The 18,789-nt window shown below is 38.4% G+C and carries 15 protein-coding genes, 1 tRNA gene and 1 pseudogene; 12 read left to right on the top strand and 5 right to left on the bottom strand.

Annotated elements, in window-relative coordinates; translation table 11 throughout:
* Positions 1 to 317: 317 nt before the first annotated feature.
* Positions 318 to 458: pseudogene (locus M997_RS17950) on the top strand (DUF4225 domain-containing protein); the annotation flags it as partial.
* Between the two features lie 724 nt (positions 459 to 1,182).
* On the opposite strand, the gene M997_RS16235 reads toward M997_RS17950, so the two are convergent.
* From M997_RS16235 to aspA, 4 genes are all read right to left on the bottom strand, one after another.
* Positions 1,183 to 1,258, bottom strand: a tRNA-Phe gene (locus tag M997_RS16235).
* A 294-nt stretch (positions 1,259 to 1,552) separates the two neighbouring features.
* Positions 1,553 to 2,125, bottom strand: coding sequence for a division control transcriptional repressor DicD (gene dicD / locus M997_RS16230; RefSeq protein ID WP_064721159.1), 573 nt, complete (start codon positions 2,123 to 2,125; stop codon positions 1,553 to 1,555).
* A 235-nt stretch (positions 2,126 to 2,360) separates the two neighbouring features.
* Positions 2,361 to 3,686, bottom strand: coding sequence for an anaerobic C4-dicarboxylate transporter (locus M997_RS16225; RefSeq protein WP_064721158.1), 1,326 nt, complete (start codon positions 3,684 to 3,686; stop codon positions 2,361 to 2,363).
* A gap of 158 nt (positions 3,687 to 3,844) precedes the next feature.
* Positions 3,845 to 5,269, bottom strand: coding sequence for an aspartate ammonia-lyase (aspA, locus tag M997_RS16220; protein ID WP_064721157.1), 1,425 nt, complete (start codon positions 5,267 to 5,269; stop codon positions 3,845 to 3,847).
* Between the two features lie 372 nt (positions 5,270 to 5,641).
* On the opposite strand from aspA, the gene M997_RS16215 reads away from it, so the two are divergent.
* The 5 genes from M997_RS16215 to M997_RS16195 all read left to right on the top strand — a co-directional run bounded on the left by M997_RS16215 (position 5,642) and on the right by M997_RS16195 (position 10,791).
* Positions 5,642 to 6,148, top strand: coding sequence for an FxsA family protein (locus M997_RS16215; protein WP_064721156.1), 507 nt, complete (start codon positions 5,642 to 5,644; stop codon positions 6,146 to 6,148).
* A gap of 169 nt (positions 6,149 to 6,317) precedes the next feature.
* Positions 6,318 to 6,611, top strand: coding sequence for a co-chaperone GroES (locus tag M997_RS16210; RefSeq protein WP_064721155.1), 294 nt, complete (start codon positions 6,318 to 6,320; stop codon positions 6,609 to 6,611).
* Positions 6,612 to 6,663: 52 nt separating this feature from the next.
* A complete protein-coding gene (groL, locus tag M997_RS16205) occupies positions 6,664 to 8,310 on the top strand; it encodes a chaperonin GroEL (protein WP_064721154.1) in 1,647 nt (548 codons plus the stop codon).
* A gap of 187 nt (positions 8,311 to 8,497) precedes the next feature.
* Positions 8,498 to 10,129, top strand: a complete 1,632-nt coding sequence (locus M997_RS16200; protein WP_064721153.1) for a Na+/H+ antiporter — start codon at positions 8,498 to 8,500, stop codon at positions 10,127 to 10,129.
* A gap of 317 nt (positions 10,130 to 10,446) precedes the next feature.
* Positions 10,447 to 10,791: a DUF4156 domain-containing protein gene (locus tag M997_RS16195; protein WP_064721152.1), complete on the top strand. Its 345-nt coding sequence runs from the start codon at positions 10,447 to 10,449 to the stop codon at positions 10,789 to 10,791.
* Between the two features lie 102 nt (positions 10,792 to 10,893).
* Here the strand turns inward: M997_RS16195 and epmB are convergent, their stop codons facing one another.
* Positions 10,894 to 11,922, bottom strand: a complete 1,029-nt coding sequence (epmB, locus tag M997_RS16190; RefSeq protein ID WP_064721151.1) for an EF-P beta-lysylation protein EpmB — start codon at positions 11,920 to 11,922, stop codon at positions 10,894 to 10,896.
* 44 nt (positions 11,923 to 11,966) lie between these two features.
* Between epmB and efp the strand changes: the two genes are divergently transcribed.
* The 6 genes from efp to M997_RS16160 all read left to right on the top strand — a co-directional run bounded on the left by efp (position 11,967) and on the right by M997_RS16160 (position 18,788).
* Entirely contained in the window at positions 11,967 to 12,533 is a 567-nt protein-coding gene (gene efp, locus M997_RS16185; protein ID WP_064721150.1) for an elongation factor P, read from the top strand.
* A 750-nt stretch (positions 12,534 to 13,283) separates the two neighbouring features.
* Positions 13,284 to 13,760 carry an RpiB/LacA/LacB family sugar-phosphate isomerase gene (locus tag M997_RS16180; protein WP_064721149.1) on the top strand — a complete coding sequence of 159 codons (477 nt, stop codon included), beginning with the start codon at positions 13,284 to 13,286 and terminating at the stop codon, positions 13,758 to 13,760.
* A 175-nt stretch (positions 13,761 to 13,935) separates the two neighbouring features.
* Entirely contained in the window at positions 13,936 to 14,829 is an 894-nt protein-coding gene (locus M997_RS16175) for a pirin family protein (protein ID WP_064721148.1), read from the top strand.
* A 358-nt stretch (positions 14,830 to 15,187) separates the two neighbouring features.
* Positions 15,188 to 15,808 carry a 4Fe-4S dicluster domain-containing protein gene (locus tag M997_RS16170; RefSeq protein WP_064721147.1) on the top strand — a complete coding sequence of 207 codons (621 nt, stop codon included), beginning with the start codon at positions 15,188 to 15,190 and terminating at the stop codon, positions 15,806 to 15,808.
* Position 15,809: 1 nt separating this feature from the next.
* Positions 15,810 to 17,825, top strand: coding sequence for a hydrogenase 4 subunit B (gene hyfB / locus M997_RS16165; protein ID WP_064721146.1), 2,016 nt, complete (start codon positions 15,810 to 15,812; stop codon positions 17,823 to 17,825).
* A gap of 12 nt (positions 17,826 to 17,837) precedes the next feature.
* On the top strand, positions 17,838 to 18,788 hold the full coding sequence (locus tag M997_RS16160) for a respiratory chain complex I subunit 1 family protein (RefSeq protein WP_064721145.1): 951 nt from the start codon (positions 17,838 to 17,840) through the stop codon (positions 18,786 to 18,788).
* Position 18,789 lies beyond the last annotated feature (1 nt).

Below are 18,789 nucleotides of genomic sequence, written 5' to 3'. Positions count from 1 at the left end.
GAAAAATATTAACTATTATGGAAAATGAACTGAAAGATATTAAAATATCAAGAGCATCTATTGCTATATAACAATTATACTCAGTATGTGGCGATTGAAATAAAAAAATAGTGATGATGTTTTCGATTATGTATTAAAAGGTGTTGACTTAGTTACCGGAACTATTCAAGTTTTTGTTGGTGCAATTATTTTTGTTGTTGAAAATGTAACTCTAGTTGGTGCTCCTTTAACTGCGGTTGCTGGTGCTACTTTTGTTGTTTATTGGCTTAAAATATTCATGAACATGCGAGCTATATTATCGTGATCTTAATTATAAGGGGCTTGTTAGCACTAGATATAAAAATACTTTTGAAGCATTAGGGTATGAGAATAGTATGGAAAGTTTAGCTTATGGTAGTGTGGATTTATTACTTTCAGATTATGGATTATATATTGGAGTATTACGCAAAGGTTTATGAAAATTATTTTACTATATAAATATTGATTATGTGCATAGTTATCAGTAAGCCAGTGGTTATTCATTATTATTTTAAGTAGTGGCTGATGCAGTGACGATAAATTCGGCTTACGATGTTTATATTGATCCTCAGTATAATAACTAAGTTAATTTCCCTTGGCGTTTTTTATAAACATAAAGGATTTATATCTTAATATCGGTAATAAAGAAAAAAATACATATTGCAATAAAAATGTAATTATTAGTAGAATGGGATAATCAATATTTGAAGAAAATAAGCAGCTGTACAAAGAAAAATAGTGATAAGTAAAAAATAAAGCGTAATCTTAAAAATCCATTTCCTAAGTTTATTATTTCAACTTGGATGCTATTTCCTGACTTCCTTGAGAATTTTTTATTTTGTAAATATTTTTGGATGTAAATCTATTTTTTATCATTAACCCTTCGATTCCATTTCCCATATTTATCTTCCTTTTATAAGAATTAATATATTTAACTTAATTTATTATTGATAACAATTAAGCCATTGAATTCTTTTTTACCGGCATACTGTTTTATATAAATGAAAGTACTATTTTAATAGCTAAAAAATAAGAGGGTTGAAAAACTAAACGGAATTTTTATCCATCAGAATTTAAAGGCGTGAGTGAAGAAGGGGGAGGTAAACCGAGATTTATTGGCCTATAAATGCAAAAACCCGCCTTTTGGGCGGGTTCTTTAGAATATGGTGCCCGGACTCGGAATCGAACCAAGGACACGGGGATTTTCAATCCCCTGCTCTACCGACTGAGCTATCCGGGCAACGAGGCGCATTAAACCGTATTCAGCGTGATGCGTCAACGTCTTTTTTATAAAAAATGAAAAAATAAGTTCGTTTGCTTTCTTTTTATTCTATCTGAGTTTAAATTTTCGACATGAATACTTTTTTAATGAAAAAAGTTTAAAAAACAATCAGTAACATTATTTGTTTTTTTATCATCTCACTGAAAAAATTCTCTTTTTATGATGATTTAGATTCGCTTTCTGGCAAAAAATAGAAAAAATTAGGTGAATGAGAAAAAACAATCACCTTTATCTTTCTAAACAGTCGCTTGATTAACTTAAGGCGCCATTTTTACGGCATTGTGCAATCTTAAGAATATCCTGTGCTAATAGTTTTGCTGTTGTTATGTCGTCAGAATGATGGTTTACCATTAAACGGCTTAAACAGCCCTCTAGGATGAGCTCCATTTGTTTAGCGACTAATTCGTCATCTTCAATATCAAGTTGGCGTAGTAGCGCTCTAGAGTAATCAAAAGAGCTTTGCTTTTGCCGTTGGCTGAGTTGATGTATTTGAGAATGCTCATCAGGGTATGCGCTACAGGCCGCGACAAATAAACAACCCGGAAAACGGTTTTTCTCTAGACGCATTGCAAGTTGGTCATAACGCGCAAGTAGTTTTTGTTCGACAGTGAGGTTTTCATCTAACATCACTTGGCGTTGCCAAATATCAATTTGTTGGCCGTGATGGCGTAAACAATCAAAAATTAAGGCGTCTCTATCTGGCCAAAATGGGTGAAGTTGCTGTGGAGATAAATCTAACTCTTGAAGAAGCTCGGGTAAAGATGCTGCCAAACCATATTGTTCTAGTTTGATAAGCACATGATCTAATAACGCTTCACGTTGCACGGAAATCTCCTTAAATCACGTTATAGCGAAAACACCATAATTAGCAGATTTATGTGCAAAATGAAAGGTAGGTAACTCAAAGATAAAGAGGTAAGGAGGATCTTTATTAGTCGGTTTTATCTCGCCTAAAATGAAAATACCCCATTCCATGAATGAGGTATTCTCTTTTTATTTTTTGTGCGCTAAACACTTAACAGTTTAGCGCTTTTTGCAATGTTTTATTTTTTACATCAAACTACAAAATCATACTGCTGAAGAGGAAACCAAATCCGACAGCTAATACCACACCAATAGTACCAGGGATAAAGAATGGATGGTTGAAGACTAATTTACCAATACGAGTCGTACCAGTGTCATCCATTTGAACGGCTGCAACCAGTGTTGGGTAAGTTGGCAGAATGAACAGACCTGAAACCGCAGAGAAAGATGCGATAGCGGTTAATGGCGTTACACCTAAAGCTAAAGCCATTGGCATCAATGCTTTCGCTGTTGCAGCTTGTGAATATAACAGAGCAGAACAGAAGAAGAAGATTACAGCCAATAACCAAGGGTGGCCTGTGATTAAATCACCCGCAGTCAGTTTGATCCAATCAATGTTACTTGAAACGAAAGTATCACCTAACCATGCAACACCCAGAATACAGATACATGCACTCATACCCGCTTTAAAGGTACTTGAGTTAAGGATGCTGTCAGTTTTTACTTTACAGAAGACAGTAATCAGCGTTGCAACACTCAGCATAATGATAAGAATAGCGTTAGTGGTATTCATTAACGGTTCTTTCACGATACCTAAGCTTGGGCTGTTGACGATGGCATATGTAACAACACAAATAACACCCAGTAAGAATAGCATTACAGAAGCTTTAGCTCCTGGTAATGTTTCTCTGCGAGCTTGGCTACCACGTAATTCAACCAGACCTTGCTCTAAACGCTCACGATAGACAGCATCATCAGACAGTTTTGAGTTAAATACCCAAGAGACGATAAATGACATCAGGATGATAGCAAGGAAGGTTGCTGGTAATAAGATAGATAGCAGGGTGATATAACTTACAGTGTGGCCTTCACCTACCATGGCTGGGTTTTCCATGACAGAGGCCATGTAAACAACCGCAGCAGAAATAGGTGACGCAGTAATACCGATTTGAGCAGCAACAACACCTGTTGATAAAGGACGGCAAGGTTTAATACCTTGTTCTTTTGCAACTTCAGCGATAACTGGCAGTGTTGCTAAAGAGATGTTCCCTGTACCTGCAAATAAGGTTAAGAAATAAGTCACAATAGGCGCAAGAATTGTGATGTATTTTGGATTACGTCTTAATAGTTTTTCAGTTTGGCCAACAAGGTAATCCAAACCACCAGCAACCTGCATTGCAGAGATTGCGGCAATAACAGCCATAATGATGGAGATAACATCAAAAGGGATAGAACCAGGTTTAACACCGATGGCAGCTAAAACTAACACACCTAGACCACCAGCAAACCCGATACCAATTCCCCCAAGTCTCGCACCGAGGAAAATGGCCAGCAGAACGATAATCAATTCTACGGCTAACATAGCGTTTACTCCTTGAGATAATTAAAAAAATGAGAAAGATAAGTTAAATTTTTGTTTTTACAACCAAGTAAAAAGGCACGCCTCTTAAAGAGTTCGTGCCTTGTATTTTTAAGAGCTCATTCTTATGTTTAACAGTGTCATGTTATAAAACACAATTATTAATCATCGAAGCGTTTTGCTTTGTAAGCCGGATTTTTTAAGTTATCAACAGAGAAAATATCATCTAGTTGTTCTTCAGTTAATAAACCGCGTTCTAGAACAACTTCACGTACACTCTTACCTGTTTCTGCACAAATCTTACCAACGATGTCGCCGTTATGGTGACCAATGAATGGGTTCAGATAAGTAACGATACCAATTGAGTTGAATACAAAGTGTTCACAGATATCTTTATTTGCAGTGATACCATCAACACATTTTTCTACTAAGTTACGACATGCGTTGCTTAACAGTGAGATTGATTCAAACATTGCTTGGCCAATTGCGGGTTCCATTACGTTTAATTGTAATTGACCTGCTTCAGCAGCCATAGTGACGCAAGTGTCGTTACCAATTACTTTAAAGCAAGCTTGGTTAACAACTTCTGGAATTACTGGGTTTACTTTAGCTGGCATGATAGAAGAACCTGCTTGTAATTCTGGCAGATTGATTTCTTTCAGACCTGCACGAGGACCAGAAGAAAGTAAACGTAAGTCGTTACAGATTTTAGACATTTTCACAGCTAAACGTTTTAACGCGCCGTGAACCATGACATATGCACCACAGTCAGAAGTTGCTTCAATTAAGTCTTCTGCAGGAACACAAGCTAAACCCGTTACTTCTGCTAATTTTTCAACAGATAGTTTTTGGTAGCCAGGTGCAGTGTTCAGACCTGTACCGATAGCCGTTGCACCTAAGTTCATTTCTAACAGTAACTCAGCAGTGCGTTTTAGGTTTTTAATTTCTTCTTTCATTAATACAGAGAAAGCATGGAATTCTTGACCTAAAGTCATTGGTACAGCATCTTGTAGCTGAGTACGACCCATTTTCAGGATATCTTTGAACTCAACTGCTTTTCTATCAAAGCCTGCTTTTAGCAGTTCGATAGATTCAGTTAATTTAATAATAGAGTTATAAACAGCAACGCGGAAGCCACAAGGATAAGCGTCGTTTGTAGATTGGCTCTTATTCACGTGGTCATTTGGATTCAGGTATTGATATTCACCTTTTTGATGACCCATTAATTCCAGACCGATGTTTGCGATAACTTCATTGGTGTTCATATTTAATGAAGTACCAGCACCGCCTTGGAATACATCAACTGGGAATTGATCCATGTGTTTACCTGTTTGTAATACAACGTCACAGGCTTTGATAATCGTATCAGCGATTTCACGAGGAATAGTGTGAAGCTCTTTGTTTGCTAATGCAGCGGCTTTTTTCACCATTACCATACCGCGAATGAATTCTGGAACATCATTGATTGTACGATCACTGATGTAGAAGTTTTCGATAGCACGTAAGGTGTGAACACCGTAGTAAGCATCAGCTGGAACTTCTCTTTTACCTAACAGGTCTTCTTCGATACGAGTTTTATTTGACATGAGAACCTTCTTATTAAAATTTTAACTGTCTAGTTATGCGCTTGTTAATAAAATATATCGTTAACGGTTAATAATGTAATATAACTTACCGTTTTGCTTGGTACTGACACGATCATATTCGGGTTGTAAACAAATACCTTTAAGCTGGATCACTTTATAAGTAAATAACGTTTAATTATTTTCTTTTTGTGATCTATCTCATGGATCCTGCTGTTATCGCTCTCTTTTTTAGGCCCCTTGAAAAGGAGTATTATGCTCCCCATTATTATGTAGATAAACTGAGGAAAAGCGAGTCTGTAAACTAGTAGCTTAGAGATAGTTCACACTCCTTTCTATTAATAATATGAATCTTTTTTATAAAAGGAGAACCAAGTGCGTTGGCTCCCATTGATTGTTATTTGTCTTCTTATTTATATAGAAGCGGTGATTTTTGTACATGTCGCTTCATCTATAGGCGTACTCACAACCTTATTCCTTGTGGTACTGACGTCTTGTGTCGGTATCTCGTTGGTTAAAAACCAAGGCGTAAAAAATATTGCCTCTATGCAACAAAAATTAGCAATGGGTGAAGTGCCTGCTGCTGAAATGGTAAAAAGTGTTTCGTTGGTTTTAGCGGGTATTTTATTGTTGATCCCTGGCTTCTTTACTGACTTTCTTGGCTTACTGTTATTACTCCCACCACTTCAAGCGCTATTAGTGACTAAATTGATTTCGCGGTTTAGAATTTATACGCCAGGAAGTGGGCAAAGTGGATTTTCTTCAGGTCAGGGAGGAAGTACCTTTGAGGGGGAATTTCAGCGTAAAGAAGATAGTCCTAGTAACCAACTGAATAATAAGGCTGATCATCAGGATAACGACCATTATTCTGACAAAAAATAGTTGACTTAAAGCATAATCGACTAAAAAGGGGAAAATTTGAAAAAAAAATACACTTCTCCCCTTGAAGTTTTACCGGATGCCCCCACCTGTATCGTCATGGTACTGGTTCATTTTAGGCACTGGTATCAACCTTAATCCTGATATGGACTTTTTTATAGGAGATCTATTAATGAAGATTCGTCCATTACATGACCGTGTTATTGTTAAACGTAAAGAAGTCGAAGCTAAATCAGCTGGTGGTATTGTACTGACAGGCTCAGCGGCGGGTAAATCAACTCGTGGCGAAATCTTAGCTGTTGGTCATGGCCGCATTATGGAAAACGGCGAAGTTAAACCATTGGATGTTAAAGTTGGTGATATCGTAATTTTTAACGACGGTTATGGCGTTAAAACAGAAAAAATTGATAACGAAGACGTGCTTATCATGTCTGAAAGCGACATTTTAGCAATTGTTGAAGAATAATTTTTCTCTTTTAAGATCTTCTTAAACTGAACGAATTCAAAGGAAATATACGATGGCAGCTAAAGACGTCAAATTCGGTGTAGATGCTCGTAATAAAATGTTACGTGGTGTTAATGTTCTTGCAGATGCAGTTAAAGTAACTTTAGGCCCTAAAGGTCGTAACGTTGTTTTAGATAAATCTTTCGGCGCACCTGTTATTACTAAAGATGGTGTATCTGTAGCGCGTGAAATTGAACTTGAAGATAAATTCGAGAACATGGGCGCACAGATGGTGAAAGAAGTTGCTTCTAAAGCCAATGATGCGGCAGGTGATGGTACTACAACTGCAACAGTGTTAGCACAGTCAATTATTGCCGAAGGTTTAAAAGCAGTTGCTGCTGGCATGAACCCGATGGATCTGAAACGCGGTATCGATAAAGCCGTTATTGCAGCAGTTGAAGAACTGAAAAACCTATCTGTTCCATGTTCAGATACTAAAGCTATCGCTCAAGTAGGTACAATTTCTGCAAACGCTGATGAAACCGTTGGTTCTTTAATCGCTCAAGCGATGGAGAAAGTAGGTAAAGAAGGCGTTATCACTGTTGAAGAAGGCACTGGTTTAGAAGATGAACTGGATGTCGTTGAAGGTATGCAGTTTGACCGTGGTTATCTGTCTCCTTACTTCATCAACAAACCAGAAACAGGTACAGCAGAATTAGAAAACCCATTCATTCTTTTAGTTGATAAAAAAGTTTCTAATATTCGCGAATTACTGCCTGTTTTAGAAGGTGTTGCTAAAGCAAACAAACCTCTACTTATTATTGCAGAAGATGTTGAAGGCGAAGCGCTGGCAACATTAGTTGTTAATAACATGCGTGGTATCGTAAAAGTTGCAGCGGTTAAAGCACCAGGCTTTGGTGATCGCCGTAAAGCAATGTTACAAGATATCGCAACCTTAACTAACGGTGCTGTGATTTCAGAAGAAATCGGTATGGAATTAGAAAAAGCAACGTTAGAAGATTTAGGCCAAGCAAAACGCGTTGTTATCAATAAAGACACCACAACTATTATCGATGGTTTAGGTGATCAAGATGCAATTAGCGGCCGTGTATCTCAAATTCGTCAACAAATTGAAGATGCAACTTCAGATTACGACCGTGAAAAATTACAAGAACGCGTCGCTAAATTAGCTGGCGGTGTTGCAGTAATTAAAGTAGGTGCTGCAACAGAAGTTGAAATGAAAGAAAAACGTGCTCGTGTTGACGATGCTCTGCATGCAACTCGCGCAGCAGTTGAAGAAGGTGTTGTTGCTGGTGGTGGTACTGCACTGGTACGTGTTGCTAATGCACTGCGTGAAATGGCTGGCGATAACGAAGAACAAACTGTTGGTATTCGTGTTGCTCTGCGTGCGATGGAATCACCAATGCGCCAAATCGTTGCTAACGCAGGTGAAGAACCATCTGTCGTTGTTAACAACGTGAAAGCAGGTGAAGGTAACTACGGTTATAACGCGGCAACTGATGCTTATGGCGATATGATCGATATGGGTATCTTAGATCCAACTAAAGTGACTCGTTCTGCACTGCAATTCGCTGCGTCTATCGCAGGTCTGATGATCACCACTGAAGCGATGATCACAGATTCACCTAAAGACGATAAAATGGATTTAGGTGGCGCTGGTGGTATGGGCGGCATGGGTGGAATGGGCGGTATGATGTAATTCATCATCCCCGCTGTTTTACCAAAAACCCGAGCTTAGGCTCGGGTTTTTTTATGCTGTTTTACTTCAGAATTATCAGATAATTGATTTTTTATATAATTAGATACAACTTATTTCTTTACAACTAGATCACAGATCGTTTTTACTGCACCCGATATAAAATATTATATAAATTGGGGTATTCACTATGTCTGTTGTCGCCATTGTGCTGATTTTCTTATTCGCTGTAATCGTGAGTGTGTTTATCTCTCGATTATTATCAGAAAAAATTCCTTTACCTATCATTCAGATAGCCTTAGGTGCCTGTCTTTCTATTTTCGGTTTTGAGGTTGCTTTTGATCCTCACCTCTTCTTGCTTTTGTTTATTCCGCCTTTACTATTTCTAGATGGATGGCGAATTCCTAAAGAAGCGCTATTTCAAGAAATTAAACCGATAATGTCTCTGGCAATTGGTTTAGTTGTGGTCACTGTTATTGGTATGGGCTTTTTTATTCATTGGCTTATTCCTTCTATTTCATTAGCAGTAGCCTTTGCATTAGCGGCAATTTTGTCACCTACCGATCCGGTTTCGGTTTCTGCCATGACTGTCAATTCGCCACTACCTTCACGTATGACACATATTTTAGAAGGCGAGTCGCTACTTAATGATGCCACAGGCTTAGTTTGTTTTAGTTTTGCTGTGGCTGCCGCACTTACAGGTTCATTTTCTATTGTTTCTGCTGCGGGGCAATTTTTATTAGTTGCTCTTGGTGGTGTGGTGATTGGCCTTATCGTTGCTGGCTTAATCGGGCGACTAAATCAGTTTTTAGTTAGACGCACTGGTGAAGATCCGGCTATTCAGATCTTAATTAGTTTATTAATGCCATTTTTTGCTTATTTAGTTGCTGAACATTTTCATGTATCAGGCATTTTAGCGGCGGTGGTTGCAGGTATTGCAATGCACTACGAAAAAATTGTCGGGCGTATGCAAGCCGCAACACGAATGCAAAGTAAAGCGGTATGGGATACAGTTCAAGTCTCATTAAATGGTATGATTTTTATTTTATTGGGTGAGCAATTGCCAGGTATGTGGCGTTCTTTACCTGAAGTGACCGCATCAGCAGGTTCTACAAGCCCTTGGGGTGTTTTAGGTTATGTTGTCATTATTACCATTGGACTTGCGGTTCTGCGTTTTTCATGGGTGTGGATTTCAATGTCGTTAACCGTCTTCCGTAATCCAGAAAAACGTTTATCGCGTCATCATATTCGTTTAATGGCAGTAATGGCAACGGCAGGCGTAAGAGGTGCTATCACCTTAGCGGGTATTTTAACATTACCACTATTGATGTCTGATGGTTCGCCTTTTCCAAACCGACAACTCGCTATTTTTATAGCGATGGGTGTTATTCTTTGTTCGTTATTGATAGCTACTTTCGCGTTACCTATACTGACCAAAGGATTATCAGAAGATTTACCTTATGAAGATGATGAAATTCGCACTCGTTTAGCCTTAAATGAAGCGGCGATAGCACATATTAACGAACTGATGAATCAGCCTTGTGAAGATCTTGATGAGATGTCACTGCGTATCGAAGCAGGCACACACTTACTCGAGATTTATAATCGTCGTCTTGATAACGAAGACGATGCACAAGTTGGTGCGCTTGATCTCAAAAGGTTGTTTAGTATGGAACGCCAATTATCACGTAGCGCGTTAAAAACAGAGCGAGATGCATTACAGCAATTGCGTAAATCGAGACATATTAATGAGCATATTTATCATCGCTTACGTCATGAGCTCGATTTAAAAGAAGAAGCATTAAATCATCATTTAAATTAAGGATCCTATAAAACCTTCAGAGAATGAAAAATTATCTGAAGGTTTTTATCAAATACACAAATAATGTGCTCATACTCGCACTGTATAGGTTGATAATCTATCAAAGCATTTTAAAAGTATGAAAGCGGTGTAGAATAGCCACAATACTGCTTTGTCTATCTCAAAGCTGAATCTGTAAGTTAAAATAAGCTTAAAGCGAAAATATTTTATTTAGACTGCTGACTAAAGTGAGATGGTGATTTATTTTTGCGCATTAGAGGGATGACAAGGTATATTGTTGTCATTACTGAACTGACACTCAAATAAATGAGGGAATCATGCGAATTAAATTGTTATTGGGAGCCGCTGCCGCTTTATTGTTAGCAGGGTGTTCTGCGACAACTACGTTGACCACTGCGGGCTCACAGGTACAAATCACTGATACGCAGCCAGGCAGTGAATGCCAGTTATTAGGAACTGTTACCGGTGTTCAAAATAACTGGTTATCGGGTTCCCGCTCTGAAAGCCAATCACTGCGTGGTGCTGCTAACGATTTACGTAACAAAGCTGCTCAAATGGGCGGTAATGTTATTTTTAACGTCGGTACTGGCGCAGGAAGTATTGTTGATAGTTTTGCACCATTAGATAGCAAGATGAGTGGACAAGTTTATAAATGCCAGTAATCGGCATAAACAAATTGTGTATTTGCTAATAGATAATAAAAAGCTGTAGTCACTAAACTGAACTACAGCTTTTTTGTTTTCATGATGATTTAATGGCAAAAGTTATTGCTGACGCAAGCCTAAGTCTAATAATGTTTTACTTGGTTCTCCGCCAATTTCACGTGTTAATTTTGGAACCATATAACCTGAAACTAAGCTCATTAATGTTTTGATAATTTCTCTGGCTTCTATATCAGATACCATAAAATGAGCCGCACCCTGCACTTTATCTAAAACATGAAGATAATAAGGCATCACACCTGCATCAAATAATGCACGGCTTAAATCGGCAAGAGTATGCGCATTATCGTTAATACCTCGCAATAAAACGCCTTGATTTAATAATGTCACATTGGCATGTTTTAGTTTTAAACAGGCCTCTCTTAATGCATCGTCAATTTCATTGGCATGATTAATATGCAGTACCATTAATGCTTGTAATCGTGAGCGCTGCAATCTATCGCATAATGTTTGAGTGATGCGAGCGGGGATCACTACAGGTAAACGAGAATGAATGCGTAAGCGTTTTATATGCGGTATCGCTTCTAATTGTGAAATCAACCAATCTAACTCGTCATCTTTTGCCATCAGAGGGTCGCCTCCAGAGAAGATGATTTCATCGAGTTTTACGTTATTTTTGATATACTCTATTGCCTTTTGCCAGTTTGCTTTGTTTCCTTTGTTATCTTCATAAGGAAAATGGCGTCGAAAACAGTAACGGCAATTGACAGCGCAACCACCTTTGACCAGAAGCAATGCACGATTCTGATATTTATGTAATAAACCCGGCAGCGCATTTTGTTGCTCATCTAACGGATCTGTAGAAAATCCCGGTGTTAGGGTAAATTCAGCATTTGCAGTTAATACTTGTAAAAGTAATGGATCGTTAGGATCGCCTTTTTTCATGCGTGCAACGAATTCACGGGGAACCCGTAAAGGAAAAAGCCGTCGCGCTTGAGCGCCTTTTTGGAGCTCATCGTGATGCTCCAACGCTAAAAGTTGGAGTAATTCAACAGGATCACTGATTGCCTGCGCGAGTTGTGTTAACCAGACTTCTCTGGTGGGGTGATTATGAGTTACAATGTGTGCCATTTTTTGGCTATGCCATTTTAAATTAAAAAAGTTAGAGGATATTCATGGCTTCTTATAATACCAACGATTTTCGTTCAGGTCTTAAAATCATGTTAGATGGCGAGCCAGCCGTCATTACTGAATGTGAATTTGTTAAACCAGGTAAAGGTCAGGCATTTGCTCGTGTGCGTCTGCGCAAACTGATCTCTAATAAATTACTGGAAAAAACATTTAAATCTACTGATTCTGCTGATGGTGCTGATGTCATGGATATCAACTTAACTTACCTGTACAACGATGGTGAGTTCTGGCATTTCATGAATAACGAAACTTTCGAGCAGTTAGCCGCAGACGAAAAAGCCGTTGGCGACAATGCCAAATGGCTGATCGACCAAGCAGAGTGTATCGTAACACTGTGGGATAATCGCCCAATTTCTGTTACTCCACCAAACTTTGTTGAGTTAGAAATCGTTGACACAGATCCAGGTCTGAAAGGCGACACCGCAGGTACAGGTGGTAAACCAGCAACCTTAAGCACTGGTGCTGTGGTTAAAGTGCCACTGTTTGTACAAATCGGTGAAGTGATTAAAGTTGATACTCGTTCAGGCGAATATGTATCACGCGTAAAATAATCGGCTGATTATTCTACTCAGCGCAAGCATGATGCGCGATAAATAAATTACCGCAAATAAGAAATCAATATTTGCGGTTTTTTTATTTTTAAAATCATATTTATTGATGTAATAAACGATTTTTCTTTCTAAAATATTGAGTGATTTGTATTACTGCGCCATATTATTTTTTATGTTATTATTCATCAGTCAAATATCTCTGATTTATTTCCACTTAATGCCAAAATAGAATGAACGATGCTCAATTGGAATTGGCAAAAAATAACCATTTTTTTAGAATGTAGTGGTAGGTTGTTTTGGTAAAGATAACCCACAGCAATATTTATTTTATAAGTTATTTTGATTTCCTTTAAGAGATATTTATGGAGTATAGATAAAAACTGTAATCCTGTAATATTATTGATATTTATTTTATATTTTGTTGTACTAGGGAAACCACTTCCAATATAATTATTTACTCTGAAATATCTCTTTTATTTTTTTACTCTTATTTACCACCGAATTATCATCTTTATTGTCATTTATTCAGTTATGATTTAGTGATAATGCATCTTATTATGGAATTAGATTCCATATCATAATATAAGCCATTCTTTTAATTAAATTCAATTTGATAAACCTAATATAGATATATGATCTATACTTTAAGTATTCTCTTTAATGATTTTATCAATAAAAAACTTATTAGTTCTTAATTATCAACTGATTAGGTTTTTTACCAGTAATTCTTAAATTAATTTAGGAGGTTATATGGAAAAGAAAACCATTATTATGGGCGCCGACCCATCAGGTTATGATCTTAAAGATGCAGTTAAATCTCATCTATTAGCGCAACACTACACAATAAAAGATATTACTGAGTCTGGGCCTATAGGTTATTGTGATGTAGGTGATCAAGTCGGGGCTATTATCTCAGAACATCCTGAGTATATTGGTTTTATTTTTTGTGGAACCGGCATGGGTGTAAGTATAAGTGCTAATAAACATAAAAATGTTTATTGTGGTGTTTGTGAGAGTGTAACAAGTGCACGTTTTTGTAAAGTTATAAATAACTGCAATATTCTTGCTATGGGTGGACTATTAATAACACCATTTAAAGCTAAAATGATGGTAGATGCTTATTTATCAGCAACCTTTACCGAAGGTTTTACTGAAGCAACGCCTGAGGATTTGCAGTGTGGTTTAAATACAATGAAAGAAGTTGAAAAGAAAATTTATAAAAACTAAAAAAATCTTCAATAATTTACTATAAGCCTGAATATTCAGGCTTATTTTTTTATTAAAAGGATAATTTATCCTTATTGAGAGAAATAAGCTTAGCGTCTAGACTGAGATAAATAGCTAAAATGATAAGACTATGCATTTTTAATTGTTTAATTCTCAATTTAAAAGTAGGTGAACAATGAAACATCAACTCTCAGATGCGGCAAATTCCCCATTACGAATTATCTCTAAAACTCGCGATGTAGGTGGAATTGAGACCTATCGCGCCTTACCAGATAAAAAGCAACGTTTGATTGGCCCTTGGTGTTTTCTTGATCATTTAGGTCCAACTGTTTTTAATGGCAGTGTAGATAAGCTCGCTATCGCGCCACATCCTCATATTGGTTTGCAAACATTTACTTGGATGCTAGAAGGAGAAATATTACATCGCGATAGTTTAGGTTATCAGCAAGTTATTCGTCCTAACCAAGTTAATTTAATGACAGCAGGTCATGGTATTAGTCATTCAGAAGATAGTTATGGTGATAAAAAAGAAGTTCATCTTGCGCAGTTATGGATTGTATTACCTAAAGACAAAAGAAATATGCCGCCACGATTTGACCATTATCCTAATTTACCTAAATGGCAATCTGATAATGCAAACTTCACGTTATTAATTGGTGATTATCAACACTATACTTCCTCTGTACTTTGCTTATTACCAATGGTTGGAATGGGAATAACTGCAAAGAAAGCCACTTGCATATCATTACTGCTAAAAGAAAAATTTGAATATGGTCTTTTTGTTTTAACGGGAAAAATGACAATAGGGAATGAAGTTTTTAATGCCAACGAATTAGCCTATATCGAAACCCAAAATAGTTCATTAACCATAGAATTAAGTAACGATAGCCAGATCCTCTTTTTAGGCGGTGAGCCTTTAAATGAGAAAATACTAATGTGGTGGAATTTTGTTGGCCGAAGCAAAGAAGAGATTCAAAACGCAATTGCTGATTGGAATAAAGGCAGTGAACGCTTTGGTCAGGTTATTAATGATAATAGAGAACCATTAGTATCACCATTAATGCCGTAATTACTTATTTATTTTTTTTATCAAACAATTAAACAGAGCTGAGTTATTGAGATTTAAAAGATAATTCAGTTTTTTGTTTTACGCTTCTTTTTTACCTGTTTTTATCATTTAGTTACGCCATCTTTGTGTCATTTTTAATGACGATCCTGTTTTACATCTTTTCTCACTGTCAACGTCATAACTGTCGATTCGTCATTTATCGTTATTCTTTTTATTTATAACGAAAATCTATACTTTTATAATTATATGATTTTTATGAAAAATAAATTCAATCCTCTCTTGGCACGAAAAATGCTTTATTTAAAGAAAAATTGACGACAGCGTTGCTGTTAAATGTTTTTCTTGGAGGATGTGGCGAATGAATCGCTTTGTAATTGCAGAGCCACAACGATGCATAGGGTGTAACACCTGTATGGCAGCTTGCTCGGAAGTTCACCAAGCTGTGGGTTTACAGGCGCATCCGCGTCTTACAGTGGTTAAAGTGGAGGATCAAACAGCCCCGATGCTTTGTCGGCACTGTGAGGATGCTCCTTGTGCTCGCGTGTGCCCAGTCAATGCCATCACTCATGAAGATAATGCCATCTTTCTTAATGAGAGTTTATGTATTGGCTGTAAGTTATGTGGTCTTGTTTGTCCATTTGGTGCGATTACACCATCGGGCAGTAAACCCGTTAATTTACCGGCTGTTTTTGATTATTACGTACCTGAAGAGATGTTGGCTGATGTCCCTGGTAGTTTACCAACAGTAAACCCATTTATTGCATGGAATGCAGGCGTCCGCGCTATCGCTGTGAAATGTGACTTATGTAGTTTCTCTGATGATGGCCCTGCTTGTGTCAAAGTCTGTCCAACAGATGCCCTGCATTTAGTTGAAGAAGATAGCCTTGATGAGCAGGTAAAAGCACGCAGATTAGGAACTGCAATGGAACCGATGGCGAGCCTTGACTCTTTATCTACTTTGACACAGGAGCGGAAGTAATATGGAACCTCTTCAGTTACTGCTGTGGTCAGTCATCCTGTATGTTGTTGGTGGCATTATTGCACTGTTTTTAAAAAAGCAGGAAGGGCTGGCAATCCTTATTTCGGGTATCAGCGCAATAATTGGTGGTGTGCTGGGTATTCTTAGTGCATTACCCGTAATTTTAAATGGTGAAACCGTGAGTTTTACCGCAGCAGGGCCTTTTGAATTTGCCGCATTTGTTGTGCGAATGGATATGCTCGCTGCTTTTATGGTGTTTGTTATTTCTCTACTCGTCAGCGTGTGTGCGCTTTATTCTCTTGCCTATGTACAAGAATATAAAGGTCGTGGCGCATGGAGCATGGGATTCTTTATGAATCTATTTATTGCTTCAATGGTTGGGCTGGTAGTAATGGATAATGCCTTTTACTTTATTATCCTGTTTGAAATGATGTCACTTGCATCTTGGTTCTTAGTTATTGCTGACCAAGATGACGAATCTATTCATGCCGGTTTACTCTATTTCTTTATCGCTCACGCAGGCTCAGTCCTTATCATGATTGCCTTCTTCTTGATGTGGCGTGAAAGTGGTAGCCTCGATTTTGATTCATTCCGTCAACTTTCTCTTTCTCCAGCAATGGCTTCTGTGGTGTTTTTACTGGCGTTCTTTGGTTTTGGTGCCAAAGCCGGTATGTTGCCATTACATAGCTGGTTGCCAAAAGCTCACCCCGCAGCACCTTCTCATGCATCGGCATTAATGTCTGGTGTGATGGTGAAAATTGGTATCTTCGGGATAATTAAAGTGGGTATCGATTTACTTGGTGCGACCGAAATGTGGTGGGGGATTGTGGTTCTTGCATTTGGTGCAGTTTCTTCTGTACTCGGTGTGATGTATGCCTTAGCAGAGCATGATTTGAAACGTCTGCTTGCGTGGCACACCGTTGAAAATATCGGCATCATCTTAATGGGTGTTGGCGTTGGTATGGTGGGAATTGCAACAAATCATTCTGTTATTGCTGCGCTTGGTTTATTAGGTGCGTTATACCACTTGTTAAACCACGCCGTATTTAAAGGCTTATTATTCCTTGGTGCGGGTGCCATTATTAACCAAATTCACACTCGTGATATGGATAAAATGGGTGGCTTAGCAAAACTGATGCCTTACACTGCAACCGCCTTTTTAATTGGTTGTATGGCGATTTCAGCTTTACCACCACTGAATGGTTTTGTTAGTGAATGGTATACCTATCAATCACTTTTCTCGATGAGCTACGAAGGTAACTTCGTTATGCGCTTAAGTGGCCCGATAGCGATTATTATGTTAGCCATCACCGGCGCTCTTGCTGCAATGTGTTTCGTGAAAGTTTATGGCGTAAGCTTTTGTGGTGGTCCTCGTAGTGAACAAGCGACTAAAGCAAAAGAAGTTCCACTACCAATGACCATTGCGATGGGATTGTTAGCGCTCTTTTGTATCGTTTTAGGGGTTGGTGCTTCATTCGTAGCACCTATTATCGCCAATATTGCGATGTCATTAAGTGAAACCAGCGCATTAACAGTGACTCAAGGCTCGCTACTGATCCCTGATGCGGCATCACAAGCCATGTTCTCTCCTGCCTTAACATTTATTTTATTAATTGCCTTACCACTTATTCCATTCCTGATTTACCTCGGCATAAAAGGCGGTCAGCCTGCATTTCGCCGTAAAGGTAACCCTTGGGCTTGTGGTTATAACTGGGAAAAAGACATGGCAGTATCAGCAGGTGGTTTTACTCAAGCATTACGTAGTATGTTCGCACCGCTTTATCGTATGCGTAAACAGCTTGATCCATCTCCATTACTGTCGCGTGGTTTTAATAAAACACAGCTCGGTGCTGAAAAGGTCGAACCATTCTGGGATGAACGCATTATTTATCCACTGGTTCGTGGTATCCAACGTTTTGCTAAACGTATCCAATGCCTACAAGGCGGGGATTTTAGACTCTATTGTCTGTACGTTGTAGCCGCGCTGGTCATCTTGCTTTTAGTTATCGCAGCGTAAGGAGAGGGACTCATGACTTTCCAAGAAGCACCAACGTTCATGATGGGGATTATTGCTCTTATTCAAGCACTATTTTTGTTAGCAATAACACCATTATGTACCGGTATTTCTCGCCAGATCCGCGCCAAGATGCACTCTCGTCAAGGCCCTGGAATTTTGCAAGATTACCGAGATATTTTTAAGTTACTTAAACGTCAATCTGTAGCACCTGAACAATCAGGCGTTATTTTCCAAATAATGCCTTATGTGCTGTTAGGTAGCATGCTGGTGGTTGCAATGGCGCTGCCCGTGTTTACATCAACTTCGCTGTTTGGTGGTGCTGCTGACTTAATCGCCCTGATTTATCTGTTTGCACTGTTTCGTTTTTTCTTCTCTTTATCGGGTTTGGATTCAGGAAGCCCATTTGCGGGTATCGGTGCAAGTCGTGAATTAACACTGGGTGTATTAGTTGAGCCTATCTTAGTGCTGTCGCTGATTGTTGTTGCCTTGGTCGTTGGTTCAACCAACGTAGGCACTATCAGTGCGACTTTAGCGCAAGGTTGGGTATCACCAACCGCAACATTATTAGCGCTGTTAGCCTGTGCTTTCGCTTCATTTATTGAAATGGGCAAAATGCCGTTTGACGTTGCAGAAGCAGAACAAGAGTTACAAGAAGGGCCATTAACTGAATATTCTGGCTCTGGTTTTGCTTTAGTTAAGCTTGGTATTGGTCTTAAACAAGTCGTGATTGCGGAGCTTTTCCTTGCAGTCTTTATTCCTTTTGGTAAAGCAAGTGAGTTTACGTTTGTCGCAATAATTATTGCGTTAGTTCTGATGGCAGTGAAATTATTTGTTGTATTTGTATTGGCGTCATTGGTTGAGAACAGTTTAGCGCGTGGTCGCTTCTTGCTGACTCATCACGTGACATGGTTAGGATTCGGTGTTGCGGCACTGGCTCTTGTTTTCTATTTAACTGGTCTATAAG

Source organism: Proteus hauseri ATCC 700826, assembly GCF_001654965.1.
GTDB lineage: Bacteria > Pseudomonadota > Gammaproteobacteria > Enterobacterales > Enterobacteriaceae > Proteus > Proteus hauseri.
This window is presented reverse-complemented; position numbering and strand designations above follow the sequence as displayed.